This is a genomic window from Corynebacterium sp. HMSC059E07, from assembly GCF_001814395.1.
In the GTDB taxonomy this organism is placed as follows: Bacteria; Actinomycetota; Actinomycetes; order Mycobacteriales; family Mycobacteriaceae; genus Corynebacterium; species Corynebacterium hesseae.
Genome location: NZ_KV816302.1, coordinates 1 through 18,739 on the forward strand (window position 1 = coordinate 1; position 18,739 = coordinate 18,739).

Annotated in this window: 16 protein-coding genes; 12 read left to right on the plus strand and 4 right to left on the minus strand. The window is 60.2% G+C overall.

What is annotated here, in order from left to right; genetic code table 11:
- Positions 1–17: 17 nt before the first annotated feature.
- The 4 genes from HMPREF2967_RS06020 to HMPREF2967_RS06035 all read right to left on the minus strand — a co-directional run bounded on the left by HMPREF2967_RS06020 (position 18) and on the right by HMPREF2967_RS06035 (position 5,024).
- On the minus strand, positions 18–1,010 hold the full coding sequence (locus HMPREF2967_RS06020; RefSeq protein ID WP_070685516.1) for an App1 family protein: 993 nt from the start codon (positions 1,008–1,010) through the stop codon (positions 18–20).
- A 10-nt stretch (positions 1,011–1,020) separates the two neighbouring features.
- On the minus strand, positions 1,021–3,261 hold the full coding sequence (locus tag HMPREF2967_RS06025; RefSeq protein ID WP_070523198.1) for a HelD family protein: 2,241 nt from the start codon (positions 3,259–3,261) through the stop codon (positions 1,021–1,023).
- Positions 3,262–3,402: 141 nt separating this feature from the next.
- Positions 3,403–4,326, minus strand: coding sequence for a DoxX family protein (locus tag HMPREF2967_RS06030; protein WP_070523195.1), 924 nt, complete (start codon positions 4,324–4,326; stop codon positions 3,403–3,405).
- A 95-nt stretch (positions 4,327–4,421) separates the two neighbouring features.
- Entirely contained in the window at positions 4,422–5,024 is a 603-nt protein-coding gene (locus HMPREF2967_RS06035) for an MBL fold metallo-hydrolase (protein WP_070523192.1), read from the minus strand.
- A gap of 76 nt (positions 5,025–5,100) precedes the next feature.
- Between HMPREF2967_RS06035 and uvrA the strand changes: the two genes are divergently transcribed.
- The 12 genes from uvrA to argJ all read left to right on the plus strand — a co-directional run bounded on the left by uvrA (position 5,101) and on the right by argJ (position 18,738).
- On the plus strand, positions 5,101–7,938 hold the full coding sequence (gene uvrA, locus HMPREF2967_RS06040; protein ID WP_070685519.1) for an excinuclease ABC subunit UvrA: 2,838 nt from the start codon (positions 5,101–5,103) through the stop codon (positions 7,936–7,938).
- Positions 7,938–8,918: a serine hydrolase gene (locus HMPREF2967_RS06045; protein ID WP_232770702.1), complete on the plus strand. Its 981-nt coding sequence runs from the start codon at positions 7,938–7,940 to the stop codon at positions 8,916–8,918. The genes uvrA and HMPREF2967_RS06045 overlap by 1 nt, the downstream gene beginning before the upstream one ends.
- A 206-nt stretch (positions 8,919–9,124) precedes the next feature.
- A complete protein-coding gene (infC, locus tag HMPREF2967_RS06050) occupies positions 9,125–9,694 on the plus strand; it encodes a translation initiation factor IF-3 (protein ID WP_083299163.1) in 570 nt (189 codons plus the stop codon).
- Positions 9,695–9,730: 36 nt separating this feature from the next.
- Entirely contained in the window at positions 9,731–9,925 is a 195-nt protein-coding gene (gene rpmI / locus HMPREF2967_RS06055) for a 50S ribosomal protein L35 (RefSeq protein ID WP_010190075.1), read from the plus strand.
- Between the two features lie 56 nt (positions 9,926–9,981).
- Entirely contained in the window at positions 9,982–10,365 is a 384-nt protein-coding gene (gene rplT, locus HMPREF2967_RS06060) for a 50S ribosomal protein L20 (protein ID WP_005323264.1), read from the plus strand.
- A gap of 205 nt (positions 10,366–10,570) precedes the next feature.
- Complete coding sequence (locus tag HMPREF2967_RS06065) at positions 10,571–11,035, plus strand: TM2 domain-containing protein (protein ID WP_070523181.1); 465 nt, start codon at positions 10,571–10,573, stop codon at positions 11,033–11,035.
- Positions 11,036–11,139: 104 nt separating this feature from the next.
- Positions 11,140–11,940, plus strand: a complete 801-nt coding sequence (locus tag HMPREF2967_RS06070; protein WP_070624029.1) for a TrmH family RNA methyltransferase — start codon at positions 11,140–11,142, stop codon at positions 11,938–11,940.
- 97 nt (positions 11,941–12,037) lie between these two features.
- Positions 12,038–13,084, plus strand: coding sequence for a phenylalanine--tRNA ligase subunit alpha (gene pheS / locus HMPREF2967_RS06075; RefSeq protein WP_070523173.1), 1,047 nt, complete (start codon positions 12,038–12,040; stop codon positions 13,082–13,084).
- A gap of 29 nt (positions 13,085–13,113) precedes the next feature.
- On the plus strand, positions 13,114–15,630 hold the full coding sequence (gene pheT / locus HMPREF2967_RS06080) for a phenylalanine--tRNA ligase subunit beta (RefSeq protein ID WP_070685525.1): 2,517 nt from the start codon (positions 13,114–13,116) through the stop codon (positions 15,628–15,630).
- 173 nt (positions 15,631–15,803) lie between these two features.
- Positions 15,804–16,256: a hypothetical protein gene (locus tag HMPREF2967_RS06085; protein ID WP_070685528.1), complete on the plus strand. Its 453-nt coding sequence runs from the start codon at positions 15,804–15,806 to the stop codon at positions 16,254–16,256.
- 196 nt (positions 16,257–16,452) lie between these two features.
- A complete protein-coding gene (argC, locus tag HMPREF2967_RS06090; RefSeq protein WP_070685531.1) occupies positions 16,453–17,496 on the plus strand; it encodes an N-acetyl-gamma-glutamyl-phosphate reductase in 1,044 nt (347 codons plus the stop codon).
- A gap of 84 nt (positions 17,497–17,580) precedes the next feature.
- Positions 17,581–18,738 (plus strand): bifunctional glutamate N-acetyltransferase/amino-acid acetyltransferase ArgJ, encoded by a 1,158-nt coding sequence (gene argJ, locus HMPREF2967_RS06095; RefSeq protein WP_070685533.1) that lies wholly within the window; start codon positions 17,581–17,583, stop codon positions 18,736–18,738.
- Position 18,739 lies beyond the last annotated feature (1 nt).

Genomic DNA, 18,739 nt, shown 5'->3' on the forward strand with positions numbered 1-18,739 from the left:
GACAAAATCAACGCACTCTAAAACCGGAAGGGCCCGTTACCGTCGGCGCCTTGAATGAGCGGGATATCGAAAGAAGACTCTTTGTTGACCTTGACCAAGGGAGCAAGCGAGCCATGGGAGAGCAGCTGCTCTTGTGGCGTGAGGTTGCGTATTGCTACCGCTGCCACACGGTCGGGATGCTCCGCCGCGGCGTCGGCATAAGTCAGAGGATCGTGCTGCCCATCATCACCGATGAGAAGCCAGCGCAATTTGGGGAAAGCAATGAACAAATTGCGCAGTTGGACGCGCTTGTGTTCTTGGCCATTGCGGAAAAGACCGGTGGGCGTTGGGCCCCAGTCGGTGAGCAACAGTGGGCCACGTGGGAAGCCGTTCTCCGCCATGAAATTGACCAAGGTGTCATAGGTATTCCACGCACCGGTGGAGAGGTAGACGAAGGGAACCTCTGGGTGCTGTTGAGAGATCTCCCGGTAGAAACTGGCCATGCCTTCGACGGGGGTTCGCGTATTGGTGCGCTTTACCCAGGAATTCCACGCTGCAATCATGGCTCGCGGCAGCCAGGTCACCATGATGGTGTCATCGATATCGCTGACCACACCGAATGTCGTGTCTTTGTCCACGATGAGGACTTCCGCGCGCACCTCGTCTGCGCCTTTGGCGCGAATGGTGACGTCGTGCCAGCCAGGTTCTAGCCCGTGATCATGGACGAGGACATCGATATAGCCGTTGTCGTTCGTGGTGCCCGGCACCGTCTTACCACCAACTGTTACTTCGACCTCGTGGTGCGTGACCTGGATGGTGAAGAATTGGCGGTATCCGCGTTGGGTCCACGTATCGCGTTCCTCAGCCTTGGGATCGTGCATGAGCACGCGGCCAAGCACATGGACAAAGTCCTCGTTGCCGTAGCCGGCATAGCCAGTAATGCTGGGTTGCCAGCCTTTGCGTGCGGAGTGCTTAAGTGAGAATGCATTCGCGGTGGATTCGACTTTGCGGGCGATATCGGAAAGTGCCATGCGCACCAGACTAACCGAAAACCTCCGCGTAACGGCCGGCGATGGTCAAGGACTGCGTCGCGCGCGTGAGGGCCACGTAGAGGTTGTGCAAACCTTGCGGTGATGCTGCCACGATGTCATCCGGGTTGACTACGGTGACGTGGTCAAACTCTAGTCCCTTGGTGTGCTCAACGTTGGCCGCAGTGATCACAGCCCGCAGGCGCCCTTCATCATCCTGGAAGGTAGCTGGCTCAAGGTCGTCCGTATCATCGCGCCAGATGACGTCCACGCCGTCGCGGACAGCGATACCTGGCGTCGCTTCGGGGTTGATGGATTCCAAGAGTTGATTGGCCAATTCGGTAATTGGGCGCGGGGTGCGGTAGTTGACGCTTAACCCGTGAAGCCGAAAGCGCTGGCCGACGAACGGCTCGAGCGTGTCCGCCCAATCATCGACGCCGGCAGGGGCACCGGTCTGGGATGTGTCGCCCACGAGAGTCATCCATCGCGAGGGGCTACGGCGAAAAATCATGCGCCATTCCATCGGGGTGAGTTCTTGGGCCTCGTCGACGATGACGTGCCCGTAGGCCCACGTGTAGTCTTCACGGGCGCGCTGGGCGGTGGTGCGGGAGTCCCGAACCTCGTGGCGTCGAGCGAGGTGCTCGGCGTCGATGACGTCGTGGGCAGAGAGAATCTCTGCTTCGAACATGTCGTCATCGTTGTCGGTGGAATCGGAAGAGCTCAGGATATCGAGTGCGTCTTCTGCCTCTGCGACCTGCTCGCGCCATTCTTTTTCTTCGGCGACACGTTCTGCTTCGGGGTCGGGCATGCCGATGAGAACCGCAAGTTCGTCGAGAAGCGCGGCGTCGGAAGGCGCCCAAGCTCGGCCGTCCTCACGGTAGAGCGCACTGCGGGTTTCATCATCATAGTCGCCGGCCGCCGAATCGATGCGTTCGGTGCTGCTGAGGAGATCGGCGAGGACATCGGTGGGTGTCAGGTGGGGCCAGAACTCGTCGATGAGCTCCAGCACCTGGGGTTCTTCCGCGAGGTCGTCGTGGAGCTGATCCACATCCGCGCGGGAGAGCAGGTTGTTGCCGCCGAGAGGGTCAGCGCCAATGCGTTCAGCCATCTGCTGGGCCAGTGACTCGGTGAGGTGTTCCGCAAACGCTGCCTGGGCATCGTTGTGTGGTTTGCGCGAGCGCCGTGCACGCGTCCGTGCTGCCTTGACCATCTGTGGGTCCACGGTGAGCTCGAGCCGATCGATTTCGAGCGTGCGCGATTGTTCCGGCAGGCGCTGATAGTCCTTCACCGCGTTGCCGAGGATCTCCACCATGGCCGCGGAACCCTTGATTTCGCGCGCGAGCAGGGACTCAGGGTGAGTAGCTTCAATGCCGGGGAAGAGGGAAGAGATGGTAGAAAGCACAACGCCGGTTTCACCAAGCTCCGGAAGCACCCGGGAGATGTACTCCAGGAAGGTGGAGTTGGGACCTACGATGAGCACACCCGTGGCGGCTAGCTGTTCGCGGTAGGTGTAGAGCAAATAGGCCACACGGTGCAGTGCCACCGCCGTCTTGCCGGTTCCTGGCCCGCCTTCGACCACCATGACGCCGCGCGTGCTGTCACGGATGATTTCGTCCTGCTCCCTCTGAATGGTTTCCACAATGGAAGGCATGTGCCCAGTGCGGGCCTGTTGCATGACGTGGTGGAGGGCGGACTCACTGGCAACGTCGCTGCTGTCGGTGTGTGACTCGCCTTCGAGAACTTCGTCGCTGATTCCGGTTACCGTGCGCCCAGTAGTCCTGATGTGCCGGCGGACGTGGACTCCCTCGGGGTGCGCGGTGGTGGCAAGGTAGAAAGGTCGCGCCATCGGGGCGCGCCAATCCAGAAGGAGCGTGCGGTAATCCTCCTCGCGGGCATCGAGCCCCATGCGGCCGATATAGCGGCGGTCTAGTCCCTCCGGGGTGGGGTTATCACCGGGCGCATCAATGTCGATGCGCCCAAAAACCAGTCCGAGTTGGGCGATGTTTAGACGGTCCAGCTTGGCCTGCAACCCGTGGTACTCGGTTTCGCGGCGCACCAGCGCATCGGCATCCGGGGTATGCGGATCGACGGCAGCCTGTACCTCATTGAGGCGCTCATTTGCGGCGTGAACCTCGTTATCGAGACGCGCAAAAAGGCCATCGACGTAGGCTTGCTCACTGGCAATCTCGGTGTGCGGATCGTTTGCTTGAGCACTAGGGTTTGCGGTGCGAGGCACGGATGAAGATTCAGACACAAGGCTCCTTGGGCGCGTTTGAAGGCTTCTCCTGGGTGGAAAAGAACAACGGCCCAGCATACTAGCTGAGCCGTTGTTGTCTCCACCGCTTCCATGTATCGCGGTGCGTTGCGGGGCTATCCGCAACTTTAGGCGACGTGCTTAGAGGCGGTCACCGAACTTCTTGAATGCCTTATCGAGCTTCTTGGATGCTTCCTTCTGCAGCTTTTCCGCGCGCTTGCGAGCCTTCTTCTGGGCGCGCTTGCTATCAAGCGAATCGGCCTTGGCCAGGGCCGCGTCAGCGCGGTCCTGAGCCTTGCCGGCCGCCTTGACGAGGCCCTTGCGAGCGGTAGCGGAGTTATCACGGGCAGCGTCGAGCCAGTCATCCTTGTTGTCCTCAATGAACTCGCGCGCGGTCTCGGCGGTGTCTTCCACGAAGGTGCGTGCGGACTCGAGGAAATCGCGTCCGGTGGACTCCCAGTCATCGCGGTTGTCCTCGACGTAGTCCTTGGCGGTCTCGAACCAGTCATTGGCCTTGGCCGTGACATCAGAAGAAATCTCATTGGCGCGGGTGGAGAAGTCATCCGCAAACTTCTGCTGCTCGGACTTGCCCGGCAGCGCCTGCTGGATCTTCTTGTTCGCGCGCTCGGAAGCCTTGGCAGCGCGCCAACGCACAGATGGCTTACCTTCGGTGTCCTGGGTGACGATGGCCAGGGCGCCGAGCAGAGCGGTGTTGGTAATGAAGCCGTTGCGCTGTGCTTCCTTTTCTTCCTTGGAATCTGCGGTCCAGAAAGCATTTCCAACCAAGTTGGGGACGTGAGTCAGCGCCAGCACAGCAGCGGAGGTGCGCGGTGCCTTGCCCAGCGCCAAGCTGGTGCCCGCGGCGGTCTTTGCGCCGCCGAGCGCGCGGGTAACCAGCTCGGGGTCGTTAGGGATGTAGCCTGCATACTCGCGCGGCAGCACCTTGCGCAGGCGCTTGAGCACGGACTCGGTGTCCGCGACGTGCTCCGAGGTGTTGCGGAGCGTATCCACACCATCCCAGATGAACACGGAGGCCAGCATAGGACGGGCAAACTTACGAATCATGACGTGCTCCATTCGATAGATCTGTAAAGACGTTCGTCACACCATAGTACGCGGGTTAAACAACTGCTGCTGTGAGGGCAGCAGCTAACACGTCGTTACCAACGCCGCTCCCACCACTCGTCCAGATGCGGGCGCTCTGCGCCGAGCGTTGTGGGCTCTCCGTGCCCAGGGCGGACGATCGCTTCGTCAGGGTAAACGTCAAAGAGCCGCTGCGTGACATCCTTGTACAGGCGCACGAAGTCACCTTCCGAGGTGGTTTTCCCTACGCCGCCGGGGAAGAGGGAATCGCCGACGAAGAGGTTGGTGACACCGTCAATCTCCGCTGCAACCGCTGCACCGCCTGGAGTGTGTCCGCGCAAAATGATGACGGGTAGGTCGAAGCCGGCAAAAGGCAGGGTATCGCCATGCTCGAGCTCCACGTCGACGGGCGCGGGCAGGGCAGGGGAGTCGAGGAAAGAGGCATAGTGCACGGCGCCGGTTGTGTCCAAGGCTTCTTTCAATGCACGCACGTGGTCCCAGTGGCGGTGGGTGGTAAGCACGGAGGTGATCTTTACTCCGTTATCTGCGGCTAGAGAAAGAAGCGCGGGGGCGTCAGCGGAGGCGTCGATAAGCAGCGCTTCCTCGCCCGCACACAGTAGGTAGCAATTGTTGTCCATGTCGGACACGGAAATTTTATGAAGCTCAAGCGCGTTGTTCATAAGTCCAACCATACGGGTACATTCTGATTGAGAACTCTCTGAACACACATACATTTGTGTAGGAAGGCAGCAACTAGTGGCTGATCGTTTGGTCGTACGAGGTGCGCGTGAGCACAACCTCAAGGGCGTGGATATCGATATTCCGCGCGACAAATTGGTGGTGTTTACCGGCCTATCTGGCTCGGGCAAGTCCTCGCTTGCTTTCGACACCATCTTTGCCGAGGGCCAGCGGCGCTACGTTGAGTCCTTGAGTTCCTATGCGCGCATGTTCCTTGGGCAGATGGATAAGCCGGACGTTGAGTTCATTGATGGGCTTTCTCCGGCGGTGTCCATTGACCAAAAGTCCACCAACCACAACCCGCGCTCAACAGTGGGAACCATCACCGAGATCTATGATTACCTGCGTCTGCTCTTCTCCCGCGCGGGCACGGCGCACTGCCCTCAGTGCGATGCCGTCATTGAGCGTCAAACCCCACAGCAAATCGTGGATGAGGTTTTAAGCCACGAGGAGAAGCTTAAGTTTCAGGTCCTCGCACCGGTAGTGCGCCGCCGTAAAGGCGAGTTCGTTGACCTCTTCGCGGACCTCGCGGCGCAGGGATACTCCCGCGTCCGGGTGGATGGTGAGCTCCACCAACTCAGTGATCCGCCCAAGCTGAAGAAGCAGATTAAGCATGACATCGACGTCGTCGTGGATCGCTTGCAGGTCAAGGCTTCCCAAAAGCAGAGGCTGACGGATTCCGTGGAGACTGCTCTGCGTTTGGCTGATGGCCTGGTAACCCTGGATTTCGTCGACCGGGAAGAGCTCACTCACACCTACTCGGAGAAGGCCGCCTGTCCCAACGGCCACACGCTGACCATTGAGGAATATGAGCCGCGCGCCTTCTCCTTCAACGCACCTTTCGGTTCCTGCCCGGTGTGTGACGGTTTGGGCACCCGCCTTGAGGTCGACGTTGATCTGCTGATCCCAGACCCGGATGCTCCGGCTGTGGAGGCTATCCAACCGTGGACGTCGAGTCCCAATGCGAGGTACTTCGTCAAGCTTGTCGAAGGCCTAGCGAAGGCCCTGGACTTCGAGCCCCGCACTCCGGTTTCTGAGTTGACCGAGGAGCAGCGCCACGCCTTGATTTATGGCACTGACGTGGAAGTCAGCGTGCGCTACAAGAATCGCTATGGCCGCCAACGCAATTGGTCCGCGCCTTTTGAAGGTGCCATCGGATTCCTGGAGCGCAAGCTTGATCAGGCTGATTCCGAATCGCAGAAGGACCGCCTGCTTCAGTACACCCGTCGCGTGCCTTGTAATGCCTGCGACGGCACACGCCTCAAGCCCGAAATCCTGGCGGTGCGCTTGGCCTCCACCGCTCACGGCGAGCAGTCCATCGCGGGCCTGACGGCACTGTCCATCGAGGAGGCAGCAGAATTCCTCGACTCGCTTGTTCTGGGCCACCGCGAGGAGATCATCGCTGGTGCTGTACTAAAGGAAATCCAGGCGCGCTTGCGCTTTCTTCTCGACGTCGGTCTGAACTACCTCACCCTCGACCGCGGCGCCTCCACGCTGTCCGGTGGTGAAGCGCAGCGCATCCGCCTCGCCACACAGATCGGTTCCGGCCTGGCGGGAGTTCTCTACGTGCTCGATGAGCCCTCCATCGGCCTACACCAACGCGATAACCAGCGCCTCATCGCCACGTTGAAGCGCTTGCGCGATATCGGAAACACCTTGATCGTGGTGGAGCACGATGAAGACACCATTCGGGAGGCGGACTGGCTTGTCGACGTCGGACCGCGCGCCGGCGAGTACGGCGGAACGGTGGTCTATCAGGGTGAACCCGCCGGTATCGAAGCCGTGGAGGAATCGCTCACTGGGCAATACCTCTCGGGCAAGAAGAAGCTCGCTGTTCCCGATACGCGCCGTGCGATCGATCCTGAGCGCATGCTCAAGGTGGTCGGCGCCCGTGAGAATAACCTCAAGGGCATTGACGTGGAGATCCCCCTGGGCGTCCTCGTCTGCGTTACAGGCGTGTCCGGCTCCGGTAAGTCCACCGTGGTCAACCAAATTCTGGCCAAGACCCTGGCCAACAAGCTCAACCGCGCTCGCCAAGTGCCGGGGCGAGCCAAGCGCGTCGAGGGCGTGGAGCACCTAGACAAACTCGTGCAGGTGGACCAGAGCCCTATCGGGCGCACCCCGCGCTCAAACCCAGCGACGTACACAGGGGTCTTCGACAAGATCCGCAACCTCTTCGCGGAAACCCAGGAGGCCAAGGTGCGCGGCTACAAGCCGGGCCGCTTCTCCTTCAACGTCAAGGGCGGACGCTGCGAAGCGTGCCAAGGTGACGGCACCATCAAGATTGAGATGAACTTCCTGCCCGATGTCTACGTGCCCTGTGAAGTATGCGAGGGCGCACGCTACAACCGCGAGACCCTGGAGGTTCTTTACAAGGGCAAGAACATTGCTGAGGTCCTCAACATGCCGATTTCAGAGGCCGCAGAGTTCTTTGAGCCTATCACCTCGATTCACCGTTATCTCAATACCTTGGTGGAGGTGGGCCTTGGATACGTCCGCCTGGGTCAAGCCGCTACAACACTTTCCGGCGGTGAAGCACAGCGCGTGAAGCTGGCATCTGAGCTACAAAAGCGCACGAATGGGCGCACGGTCTACATCTTGGATGAGCCGACGACGGGCCTGCACTTCGAGGACATCCGCAAGCTCATGCTCGTCATCCAGGGTCTGGTGGATAAAGGCAACTCCGTTATCATCATCGAACACAACCTGGACGTCATTAAGGCCGCGGATTGGATCGTTGACATGGGCCCCGAGGGCGGCTCCGGCGGCGGTACCGTCGTGGCTCAGGGCACACCAGAAGATGTGGCACAGGTGGAAGGCTCCTATACGGGAGGGTTCCTCAAGGAGATGGTGTGATGGTAGGGCAGAAGCTCACGCACGCGGCTGCGCTGGCTCTCGGTCTTGCCGTGGCTACAACTGCGGCGGGCTGTTCTGCCCCGGATAGGGACGCAGTGCAGGAAGCTCCTGAAACATCTAGTGAGGGGGTTAAGAACAGCTACGACCTCGATGCGGAGCTGCGCTCCGTCGTCGCAGACGTCGAAAGCGAGTATGACGTTCAAGCCGGAGTGTCAGTGGCGGATCAACAGGGAACGTTCAACGCTGGACTAAGGGGTGAAGAGCCTGCATGGTCAACCGTAAAGGTGCCGATCGCCATCGCGGCTTTGCGCGACGAGGCTAGCCCTGAGCTTGTGGACCTCGCCATTAAGGAATCGGACAACGATGCCGCCTACGCACTGTGGTCCCACGTTCGTTGGACCGAGGGGGACGCGGGAAGCGCAGTCAAGGCTCTCTTGAAGGAATATGACTCATCCGGCGAATTTGAGGAACCATTTGGATATTCCACGTGGTTGCTCGAAGAACAGGCCAAGTTTGGCGCACACTTGCCGTGTATCCCCGAAGCCGCGCAGGTTTATGACGCGATGGATGACATCGTGGAATGGCAAGACAATGGACTCGACCGCCTCCCGCATACCCGGGCCAAAGGCGGCTGGGGGCTTTCCGAGGAGGACAATGGGTATACTCACCGCCAGATTGGGGTCCGGGAGACCGAGGGGGCCGGTGAGGATGCCGATGGCGCGGTGGGATTGGCCATTGAGGTCACCATGCCCGGCGACTACGCCGAGGAGGCTATACCCGCTCTTAACTTGCTTGCCGCAGGCGTAGACCGTGTTGTCACCGAGGCGCTGGGGGAGGGCGCGCTAAAGCCCTTGGTTGGTTGTGCGTCGCCTGGCGCAGCGCCGAGGGCTGGGGAGGCGTCGGCAAGCGCAGCGTCGAAGAGGCAAGGTGCGTCAGCCGAACCAACAACTAACTCACCTGCACGCCGATTTGGTGATTGATGCATGTGGTGTTAAAGTAGTGCGCACTACCGCCCGTAGCGCCTCCTCCAGGAGGTACTTGGGCCGCAAGCGGAGTTTCTCCCACCTGAGGCCGCGTAGGAATCACCATTCCAGCGCAGGATAAAGGTTAAGAGTAGGCGCCACATGGTGGTGCGTGCTTGAAAAAGAAACTCCCGGATGCCACTGGCGCCGGGATTTATTCGTTTGTGGCCTCGGTAGGCACACTACTAGCCCCACAATCGAGGAGAACCACAATCAGCGCTGAAGCTCGCATTAATGAGCGCATCCGAGTACCCGAGGTCCGTCTTGTTGGCCCCGGTGGTGAACAGGTGGGCATCGTCCGTACTGACGATGCTCGCAAGCTCGCGTACGAAGCGGATCTTGACTTGGTCGAGGTTGCACCGAACGCGAAGCCGCCCGTAGCCAAAATCATGGATTACGGCAAGTTTAAGTACGAGCAGGCCCAGAAGGCCCGCGAGTCCCGTAAGAATCAGCAGCAAACTGTGGTGAAGGAACAGAAGTTCCGTCCGAAGATTGATGATCACGATTACGAGACGAAAAAGGGCAACGTGGTGCGCTTCCTGGAGAAGGGTTCCAAGGTAAAGGTGACCATCATGTTCCGTGGCCGCGAGCAGTCGCGTCCGGAGCTGGGTTTCCGCCTGTTGGAGCGTTTGGCTGACGACGTCGCAGAGGTCGGCGTTGTGGAGTCGCGTCCCAAGCAGGATGGTCGCAACATGACCATGGTTCTTGGACCCGTCCGCAAAGGCAAGAAGTAGACCACGCTCCACTTAGGATTTAAGGATTTAATTCTCATGAAGCAGAAGACTCACAAGGGCACCGCCAAGCGCATCAAGGTGACTGGCTCCGGCAAGCTGCGCCGCGAGCAGGCTAACCGCCGCCACCTCCTGGAGGGCAAGCCGTCCAAGCGCACCCGTCGTCTGAAGGGCACCGAGGACGTCGCCAAGGCAGACACCAAGCGCGTCAAGCGCCTTCTCGGCCGCGCATAGTCAGCGCCGAAACTCCCATCCCCACACACTCACAATCAAGATAAGGAAGTATTACTGTGGCACGAGTAAAGCGCTCAGTTAACGCCAAGAAGAAGCGTCGCGCAATCCTGAAGTCCGCTAAGGGCTACCGCGGTCAGCGCTCCCGCCTTTACCGTAAGGCCAAGGAGCAGTGGCTGCACTCCATGACTTACGCTTACCGCGATCGTCGCGCCCGTAAGTCCGAGTTCCGCAAGCTGTGGATCCAGCGCATCAACGCTGCTGCTCGTATGAACGACATCACCTACAACCGCCTGATCCACGGCCTGCGCCTGGCTGAGATCGAGGTTGACCGCAAGATCCTCGCCGAGCTTGCAGTTAATGACTTCGAGGCTTTCTCCGCACTGTGCGAGGCTGCTAAGGCTGCACTTCCGGAGGACGTCAACGCTCCGAAGGCTGCCTAAGCACCGCGCGTAGACGCCAGATGAACCCACCGCCCCTGATGAAGGGACGGTGGGTTTTGTCGTTGCGGGAGTAATGCCCGCAAGAACCCTTAAGCCCTGCTTCTCCCGAGGGATTGTGTTACATTGCACAGTACTGTCATGAAAGCCGTCTGCCCTTAGTCCTTGGGGCTGGCCAGAGATACATGGTGTGAAGGAGAGAAGAGAAATGACCAACCCGAACAACGCTTATCAGCCCAATGGCGGCGCTTCTAATGGAGGACAGCCGCAACAGGCAAACCCCTTCGGGTCTTCGAACGACCAGTACGGATATAGCGCGGCCCCGTATGGTGGTTCGCAGCCGGCTCAGAATGTTCCAGCGCAGCAGGACGCTTACCAGTCACACTACGGCCAGCAGCCACAGGCTGGAGGAGAGCAAAAGTCATGGGTAGTAGCACTGCTCTTGTGCTTCTTCTTGGGTGAATTGGGAGTTCATAACTTCTACCTCGGCCGCACGAAGCGCGGTATGTGGCAGCTGGCTCTTGCCGTCGTCGGCCTTATTACTTCCTTTATCATCATTGGTATTTTCCTCGTCGCTGGATTGGTGATCTGGAAGTGGGTTGAGCTCGTGTTCATCGCCGGTGGTTTCTCCAATTACGATAAGGACGCAAACGGCGTACCGCTGAAGAAGTAACCGTCTGCAGAGAATCGCGGAGAACTCTTATCCCGCTTGCCCGCCCGAACGTGGTGGGCAAGCGGGACTTTTCAATGTGAAGCTCGGTCGGTACCGTCACATACATGGATCTGGATTTCTCCTCTGCTTTTACCGAACGCACGCCGCGCGTAGTCAATGCGGCCAAGCTGCACCGCGCGGCCAACCGTCGTAAGGCGGAGCGCTTCATCATCGAGGGCGAAAACGCTGTGGACGCGGCGGTGTCCACGGGAGCGGCGACCGACGTCTTCGTGACGGAAAGAGCCGCCGAGCGCTTCGCCCACATCGTGCAAGCCTGCGGATATATGGACGTCTATGTCCACCCCATCACGGATAAGGCGGCCAAGCACCTGTCTGATACCGCGACGAGCACCGGGCTCTTCGCCGTGTGCCGCCCCGTCCTGTGGAGCGCCGGCAAGATTCTGGCGGGCAAACCACAGCTGGTCTCAGTCCCAGTGCTGACGTCTGAGCCTGGCAACGCAGGTACCCTGATTAGGACTTCGGACGCCATGGGGGCGGACGGTGTCATCTTCGCCGGTGAGACGGTCGACCCTTTGGGCTGCAAGGTCGCGCGCGCGTCGGCGGGGTCGCTGTTTCATGTACCCGTTGCTCGCGATCCCAACATCAAGGACGTCCTGGGCAAGCTGCGCTCTTCCGGGATGCAGGTGCTAGCCACGGCTGCTGATGGTGAAGTAGATCTAGCTGAGGCAGATCTGAGCCAACCCACCGCCTGGTTATTCGGTAACGAAGCACATGGACTGGGCGAGCTCTTGGATGAAGCTGACATGCGTGTGCGCATTCCGATTCTTGGGCGTGCAGAGTCACTCAACCTGGCTACGGCCGCCAGCATTTGTCTTTATGAATCAGCCAAGCAACAGAACAGCTAGCCCTGCTCTGTGACTAGGGCTGGTGGCCACAGTAGTCGTTAAACACGGTAAGATAGCTCGCGTTAGTTTTTGTGCGAGAAGAAGGTAATCAAGGCACGTGTCCGATACACCTCAGATCGAATTGACCGAAGAGGCCCTGGGGGCCGCCGCGGAGAAGGCCATTGCCGCCTTCGAGGCTGCATCCGACCTCGACGAGCTCACCTCCGCCCGCCGCGAACACCTTGGTGACGGTGGCTATATTCCGCAGGCCCGCCAGTCGCTGGGCCAGTTGCCCAAGGATCAGCGCAAGGACGCCGGTCGCGCGGTAAACATGGCCCGCGGCAAGGTGGAAAAGCGCTTTGCACAGATTCGTGAAGTGCTGGAGCAGGAGGCTCGCGCCGCCCAGCTTAAGGCGGAGAAAGTCGACGTCACCGTCCCCACCACGCGGGCGCAAACTGGTGCTTTGCACCCTATTACTGCGTTGTCGGAGCGCATCGCCGACATCTTCGTGGGCATGGGCTGGGAGATTGCCGATGGCCCGGAGGTTGAGGCCGAGTACTTTAACTTTGATGCGCTGAACTTCAAGCCCGATCACCCTGCGCGTACGTTGCAGGACACTTTCCATGTGGGCAAGGAAGGCTCCAAGCAGGTCTTGCGTACGCATACCTCGCCGGTGCAGGTACGCACGATGCTTGAGCGAGATGTACCGCTGTACATTGCTTGCCCGGGCCGTGTTTTCCGCACCGATGAGCTGGATGCCACCCATACTCCGGTCTTCCACCAGGTGGAGGGCCTAGCAGTGGACAAGGGACTGACCATGGCCCACCTTCGCGGCACCCTGGAGCACCTAGCCAAGGTTCTTTTTGGCCCCGAGACCACCACCCGCATGCGCGTGAACTACTTCCCGTTCACCGAGCCCTCGGCCGAGGTCGATGTGTGGTTCCCGAATAAGAAGGGCGGCGCCGGCTGGATCGAGTGGGGCGGCTGCGGCATGGTCAACCCCAACGTTCTGCGTGCCGTGGGCATCGACCCCGAGGAGTACACAGGTTTCGCCTTCGGCATGGGCCTTGAGCGCACCTTGCAGTTCCGCAATGGTCTGACCGATATGCGTGACATGGTTGAAGGCGATGTTCGCTTCACCCTGCCCTTCGGCGTGCAGGCATAGGAACCCAGAGAAAGGATAGAGAGAAAACAATGCTTATTTCCCAAGACTGGGTTACCCGCATCCTGGGCACCGCGAATTCCGGCTGGAGCGTACCTTCCGAAGAGTTGGACTCCGGCTTTGTTCGCGTTGGTTTTGAAACCGAGGGATTTGAGGCCCTCCTAGAGACGACCGGTCCGCTGGTCATTGGCCAGGTCGTAGAGATTGAAGAGCTCACGCAGTTCAAGAAGCCAATCCGTTATTGCCAGGTCAACGTTGGCCACGCAAATGGCACCGGCGAGCTGCAGGGCATCATCTGTGGCGCCCGCAATTTCCGTCTCAATGACTATGTCGTGGTCTCCCTCCCAGGTGCTGAGCTGCCCGGCGGCTTCAAGATTGCTGCCCGCGAGACCTATGACCACATCTCCAACGGCATGATGTGCTCCGCCGCTGAGCTCGGGTTCGGCGACAAGGCCAACGGCATTATCGTTCTAGGGGAGGAGGTGGCCGACAAGGTTGGCGAGGACGCCCGCCCCATCATTGGTCTGGCTGATACTGCCTTCGACGTCAACATCACCCCGGATCGCGGCTACGCTCTCTCCGCGCGCGGTTTGACCCGCGAGGTGGCTTCGGCGTTTGACCTCACCTTCTCGGACGTGGCTCAGGACCCGAGCGCGGCCGGTGTGGATATCTCGGCTGTTCCTCAGGCACAGGGCGCGCTTATCGACGTTGACCTGCGCGAGGAAACCAAAGCCCAGCGCTTTGGTCTGCGCAAGGTCACTGGTATCGACCCCGCTGCCCGAACTCCATTTTGGATGGAGCGCGAGCTCATGTTGTCCGGCCAGCGCAGCGTTAACGTGGCAACTGACGTCACGAACTACGTCATGCTGTTGCTGGGTGCCCCGATGCACGCCTTCGATGCCAATGTGGTCAGCGGCAACCTCGTGGTGCGCAATGCCGCAGAAGGGGAGAAGTTCGAGACCCTAGATCACGTCAAGCGTGAGCTGTCGGCTGGTGACGTGGTCATCTGTGATGACAACGGCATTCAGTCCCTCGCCGGTGTCATGGGCGGTACGACCTCAGAGATTTCCGATGAGACCACGGATGTCTACTTCGAGTCTGCCATCTGGGATCCGATCACCGTGGCCCGGACCTCTCGCCGTCACAAGCTTTCCTCTGAGGCGTCCCGCCGCTTCGAGCGCGGCGTCGACCCGGCCATCGTCGAGGTCGCTCTCGACGTCGCCTGCGCGCTGCTGCAGCAGATTGCTGGCGGCACCATCGAGGCTGGCAGGACGCTCGTGGGAGACGTCGCCAAGCGCGAGCCCATCACCCTGCGTACCACCAAGCCCAGCGAATACGCCGGCGTGGAGTACTCCCGCGACACCATTATCCAGCGCCTGCACGAGGTGGGCTGCGACGTCACCGACAACGGTGATGAGCTGCAGGTTACCCCGGCGACGTGGCGCACGGATATCTCCATGGACGTCGACCTCATTGATGAAGTCCTGCGCCTAGAAGGGCTAGAGGACATTCCCACTGTGCTGCCGACCCCGGCAGGCGGTCGCGGTCTGACGCCGGCCCAGAAGCGCCGCCGCGCTATTGGCCACGCTTTGGCCTATGCCGGTTATGCCGAGGTCTTGCCGGCGCCGTTCATCCCGAACGACACCTTTGATACATGGGGTTTGGACAAGGAGGATCCGCGTCGTAAGACGGTGGCCGTGCAGAATCCTCTCGAGTCCGACAAGGCCATTCTGTCCACGACGTTGCTCCCGAACCTTCTTGAGGCCATCGCCCGCAACGTGGCCCGTGGCCGAAGCGACCTTGCCCTTTTCGGCCTCCAGCAGGTGGCATTCAAGCGCGCTGATGCGTCGCCGATGCCTTCGGTGGAGTCTCGCCCGGAGGAGTCCGTCGTGGCTGAGCTTTTGGAGTCCCTGCCTCTGCAGCCGCTGCACGTGGCTACGGTTGCTACCGGCAACATTGAGCACGAAGGTCCGTGGGGGACCGGCCGCGCGTATAGCTACGCAGATGCGATCGAGTCTGCGCGCCAGGTGGCTCGTTCCGCTGGTGTTGAGGTTGCAGTTAAGGCAGCCGAACAGCTTCCGTGGCACCCGGGTCGCTGTGCTGCAATTGTCCTCGCCGATGATGAAGAGCAGGTCGTGGGTTATGCGGGTGAGCTGCACCCGCAGGTTCTTGAGGCTTTGGAGCTTCCTGCACGCACGTGTGCCATGGAGCTCGATGTCTCAGCACTCCCGTTGGAGGAAAAGTTCCCGGCACCTGTTCTGTCCTCCTTCCCGGCCCTGCACCAAGACATCGCGTTGGTCGTCGATGATGCCACCCCGGCTGAAGAGGTTCGTAAGGTCGTTGAGGAGGGCGCCGGTGAGCTGCTGGAGTCCGTGGAGCTTTTCGACGTCTTCCGGGGCGAGCAGCTTGGTGAGGGCAAGAAGTCCCTTGCCTTCCAGCTTCTTTTCCGTGCGGATGACCGCACGCTGACCGATGAGGAAGCGAACCAGCATCGTCTCGCCGCCGCGGAGCTGGCAAAACAGCGTCTCGGCGCACAGATGCGGGCTTAGCCTATCGACATCTAGTAATTCATCAACCCGGTTCACCCCGCAGGTGGGCCGGGTTTCCCTTTGCGCAAGCGTGCGAAGGCGTGGGGAAAGATCCCCCAGCACTGGTAGATATGTGGTTTAGCTCATAGCCTCAGAGGTGCAGCGTTTCCAACCCCGAAAGGATTGTCTCCACCATGCGTCTGTTGTCCCGCCTTACCGCCACCGCCGCCGTTGTCGGTGCACTCACGATTGCCCCACATGCCTCCGCCGACCTATCCCAAGGCTTCTCCAACGCCGATGGCACCGTCAACTGTGAAAGCGCGAATATCGAAGGAACCTACGTGGCATGTCTGTCCGATGGTGCGCGAGCTACCAGCCCGCAGTGCAACCCGCCGGGCCAACTGGCCCCGCGTTTTATTTACCATGCAGGCCGCTCTAAGGCTGATTGCTTCAACCAAGGGCTTACGACCACGAATTTCAAGCGTCTGCAGCCAGGCCAAGTTCACCAGTTCAATGAAGTCACCGCTATCGCCGATGCGCAGGGCGGCATCCACTTCGTCGGCCCGCAGGGCTACCTAGGCTACGCAGGAAAGAAGGCCGTATCTGGTTCGGAGGGACTGGGGGACGTCTCCTCTCGCGTCATGTAGCCCAAATGCAGCCCTCGTTTCATAAAAAGGCCCGGAGTTAGCCGGCCCCGCGTCACCCCTATTTCCTCATCCACAGCTCGGATTCTCGCACTGTACCGTGAGAATCCGAGCTTTGCCGTTTATGGAATGTAGAAATACGGCGGCTGTTTTTCTTGAATAACATACGGCGGACTGCATTATTTGCTAGGGTGGCTGCATGAGTATTTCAGTAGCAATCGCCGGAGCCACAGGTTATGCAGGGAGCGAAATTCTACGCCTCTTGTTGTCGCACCCAGCGTACCTTTCAGGTGATCTGCGCATTGGCGCGCTCACGGGGCACTCCAATGCTGGCGAGCGAGTCTCCGAACTCATGCCGCATCTGCCGCAGTTGGCAGACCGTGTCATCGAGGACACCACCCCAGAAGTCCTCGCCGGCCATGACATCGTATTCCTCGGTTTGCCGCACGGGCATTCGGCGGAGATTGGCCGTCAGCTGGGGGAGTCCGTCACTGTCATCGATTGTGCCGCCGATTTCCGCCTCCGCAACAAAGAAGATTGGGATGCATTCTATGGCGGTGAGTATGCCGGCGCGTGGCCCTACGGGATCCCGGAAGTTCCCGGCAACCGCGACAAGCTCAAGGGCAGCAACCGCGTGGCTGTTCCAGGGTGTTTTCCCACCACGATTACCCTGGGGGCCCTTCCTGCCGTGGCGCAAGGGCTAATTGAGCCGGATCTGTCCGTCATCGCCATTACCGGTGTATCCGGAGCCGGTAAGAAGGCCTCCGTAGCTCAGTTGGGCGCGGAGACAATGGGCAACCTCAAGGCCTACAAGCCGGGTGGCACCCACCGCCACACCCCGGAAGTCTTGCAGAACCTGCAACCCTTTACTCAGGAGCCGGTGTCCGTGAGTTTTACTCCGGTGCTTGCCCCTCTGCCGCGCGGCATTTTGGCCACGATTACGGCGCCGTTGAAGGGGGGCGTCGACAAGCGCCGTGTTGCCCAGGCTTTCCGTGAGTTCTACGCCGACGAGCCATTTTGCCTTGTGCTTCCGGAAGGCCAGCAACCGCAAACCCAGAACGTGGTGGGCAGCAACATGGTTCATATTCAGGCACACGTGGATGAGCGCGCTAACCGCCTCGTCATCACTGCGGCTTTAGACAACCTATGCAAGGGCACCGCCGGCGCAGCCGTTCAGTGCATGAACCTCACCTTGGGCTGGGAGGAAACTCTGGGCCTGCCGCAGGCAGCCGTCGCCCCCTAGATAACCCAATACTCGCCCGCGCGTTCCTCGCGCTACGCAATCCCGCTGGAACTGTAGTTCCGCTTAGACAAGGAGAAACTAGAAATGATTACTGCACCCGCCGGCTTCCTCGCTGGCGCCACGACGGCTGGGATTAAGCCCTCCGGAAAGCCGGATATGGCCCTTGTGGTCAATCAAGGTCCCAACTTTGATGCAGCCGCAGTGTTTACCCGTAACCGCGTGGTGGCCGCTCCCGTGAAGCTTTCCCGTGCAGCAGTAGCGGACGGTGCCATCCAAGCCGTCATTTATAACTCAGGCAACGCGAATGCCTGCAACGGCGTGCAAGGGGACAAGGATGCGGCGGCGATGGTAGCCGCTGTCTCCGAGCACACAGATATCCCCGCAGTCAACATCGCGGCGTGCTCGACGGGTCTTATCGGAGAGCTGCTTCCCATGGAGAAGGCATTGGCCGGTATCGAAGCGATTGCCGGGGATCTCGGTTCTGACGAATCGCACGGTCAGGCCGCCGCGGAGGCAATCATGACCACCGATACCGTGGTCAAAGAATCGCTCTTCAAGGCCGAGGGCTGGAGCATGGGTGCCATGGGCAAGGGCGTGGGCATGATGGCTCCCTCTCTGGCCACCATGTTGGTATGCGTGACGACGGATGCCGTGGCCTCCCCGCAAGCTTTGCGCTCGGCCCTGCAGACTGCTAGTGATCAGACCTTCAACACGCTTGACGTTGACGGCTCGACCTCCACCAATGACACGGTCATCATCCTGTCCTCTGGCGCTTCCGGTGTAGAGCCTAGCCAGGAAGAGCTGGATGCTGCTGTTCTGGCGGTGTGTTCCGATATCGCGGATCAGCTCCAGGCAGATGCCGAGGGGGTGACCAAGCGCGTGAAGATCACGGTCGAAGGAACCTCCACCGATGAACAGGCGCTGAACGCCGCGCGCACCTTGGGGCGCGACAACCTTTTCAAGTGTGCGATGTTCGGCTCGGATCCCAACTGGGGTCGCGTGCTCGCCGCAGTGGGCATGGCGGATGCTGATATGGATCCGGAGAACATCTCGGTGTTCTTCAATGACCAGGCCGTGTGCGTTGGCTCCACTGGCGCGCCCGGCGCGCGTGATGTCGATCTTTCCGGAGCTGACATTGACGTACGCGTTGACCTAGGTACTGGCGGAAGCGGTACCGCTTTCGTGCGCACCACCGACTTGTCTCACGACTACGTGGAGATCAACTCCGCGTACAGCTCCTAAG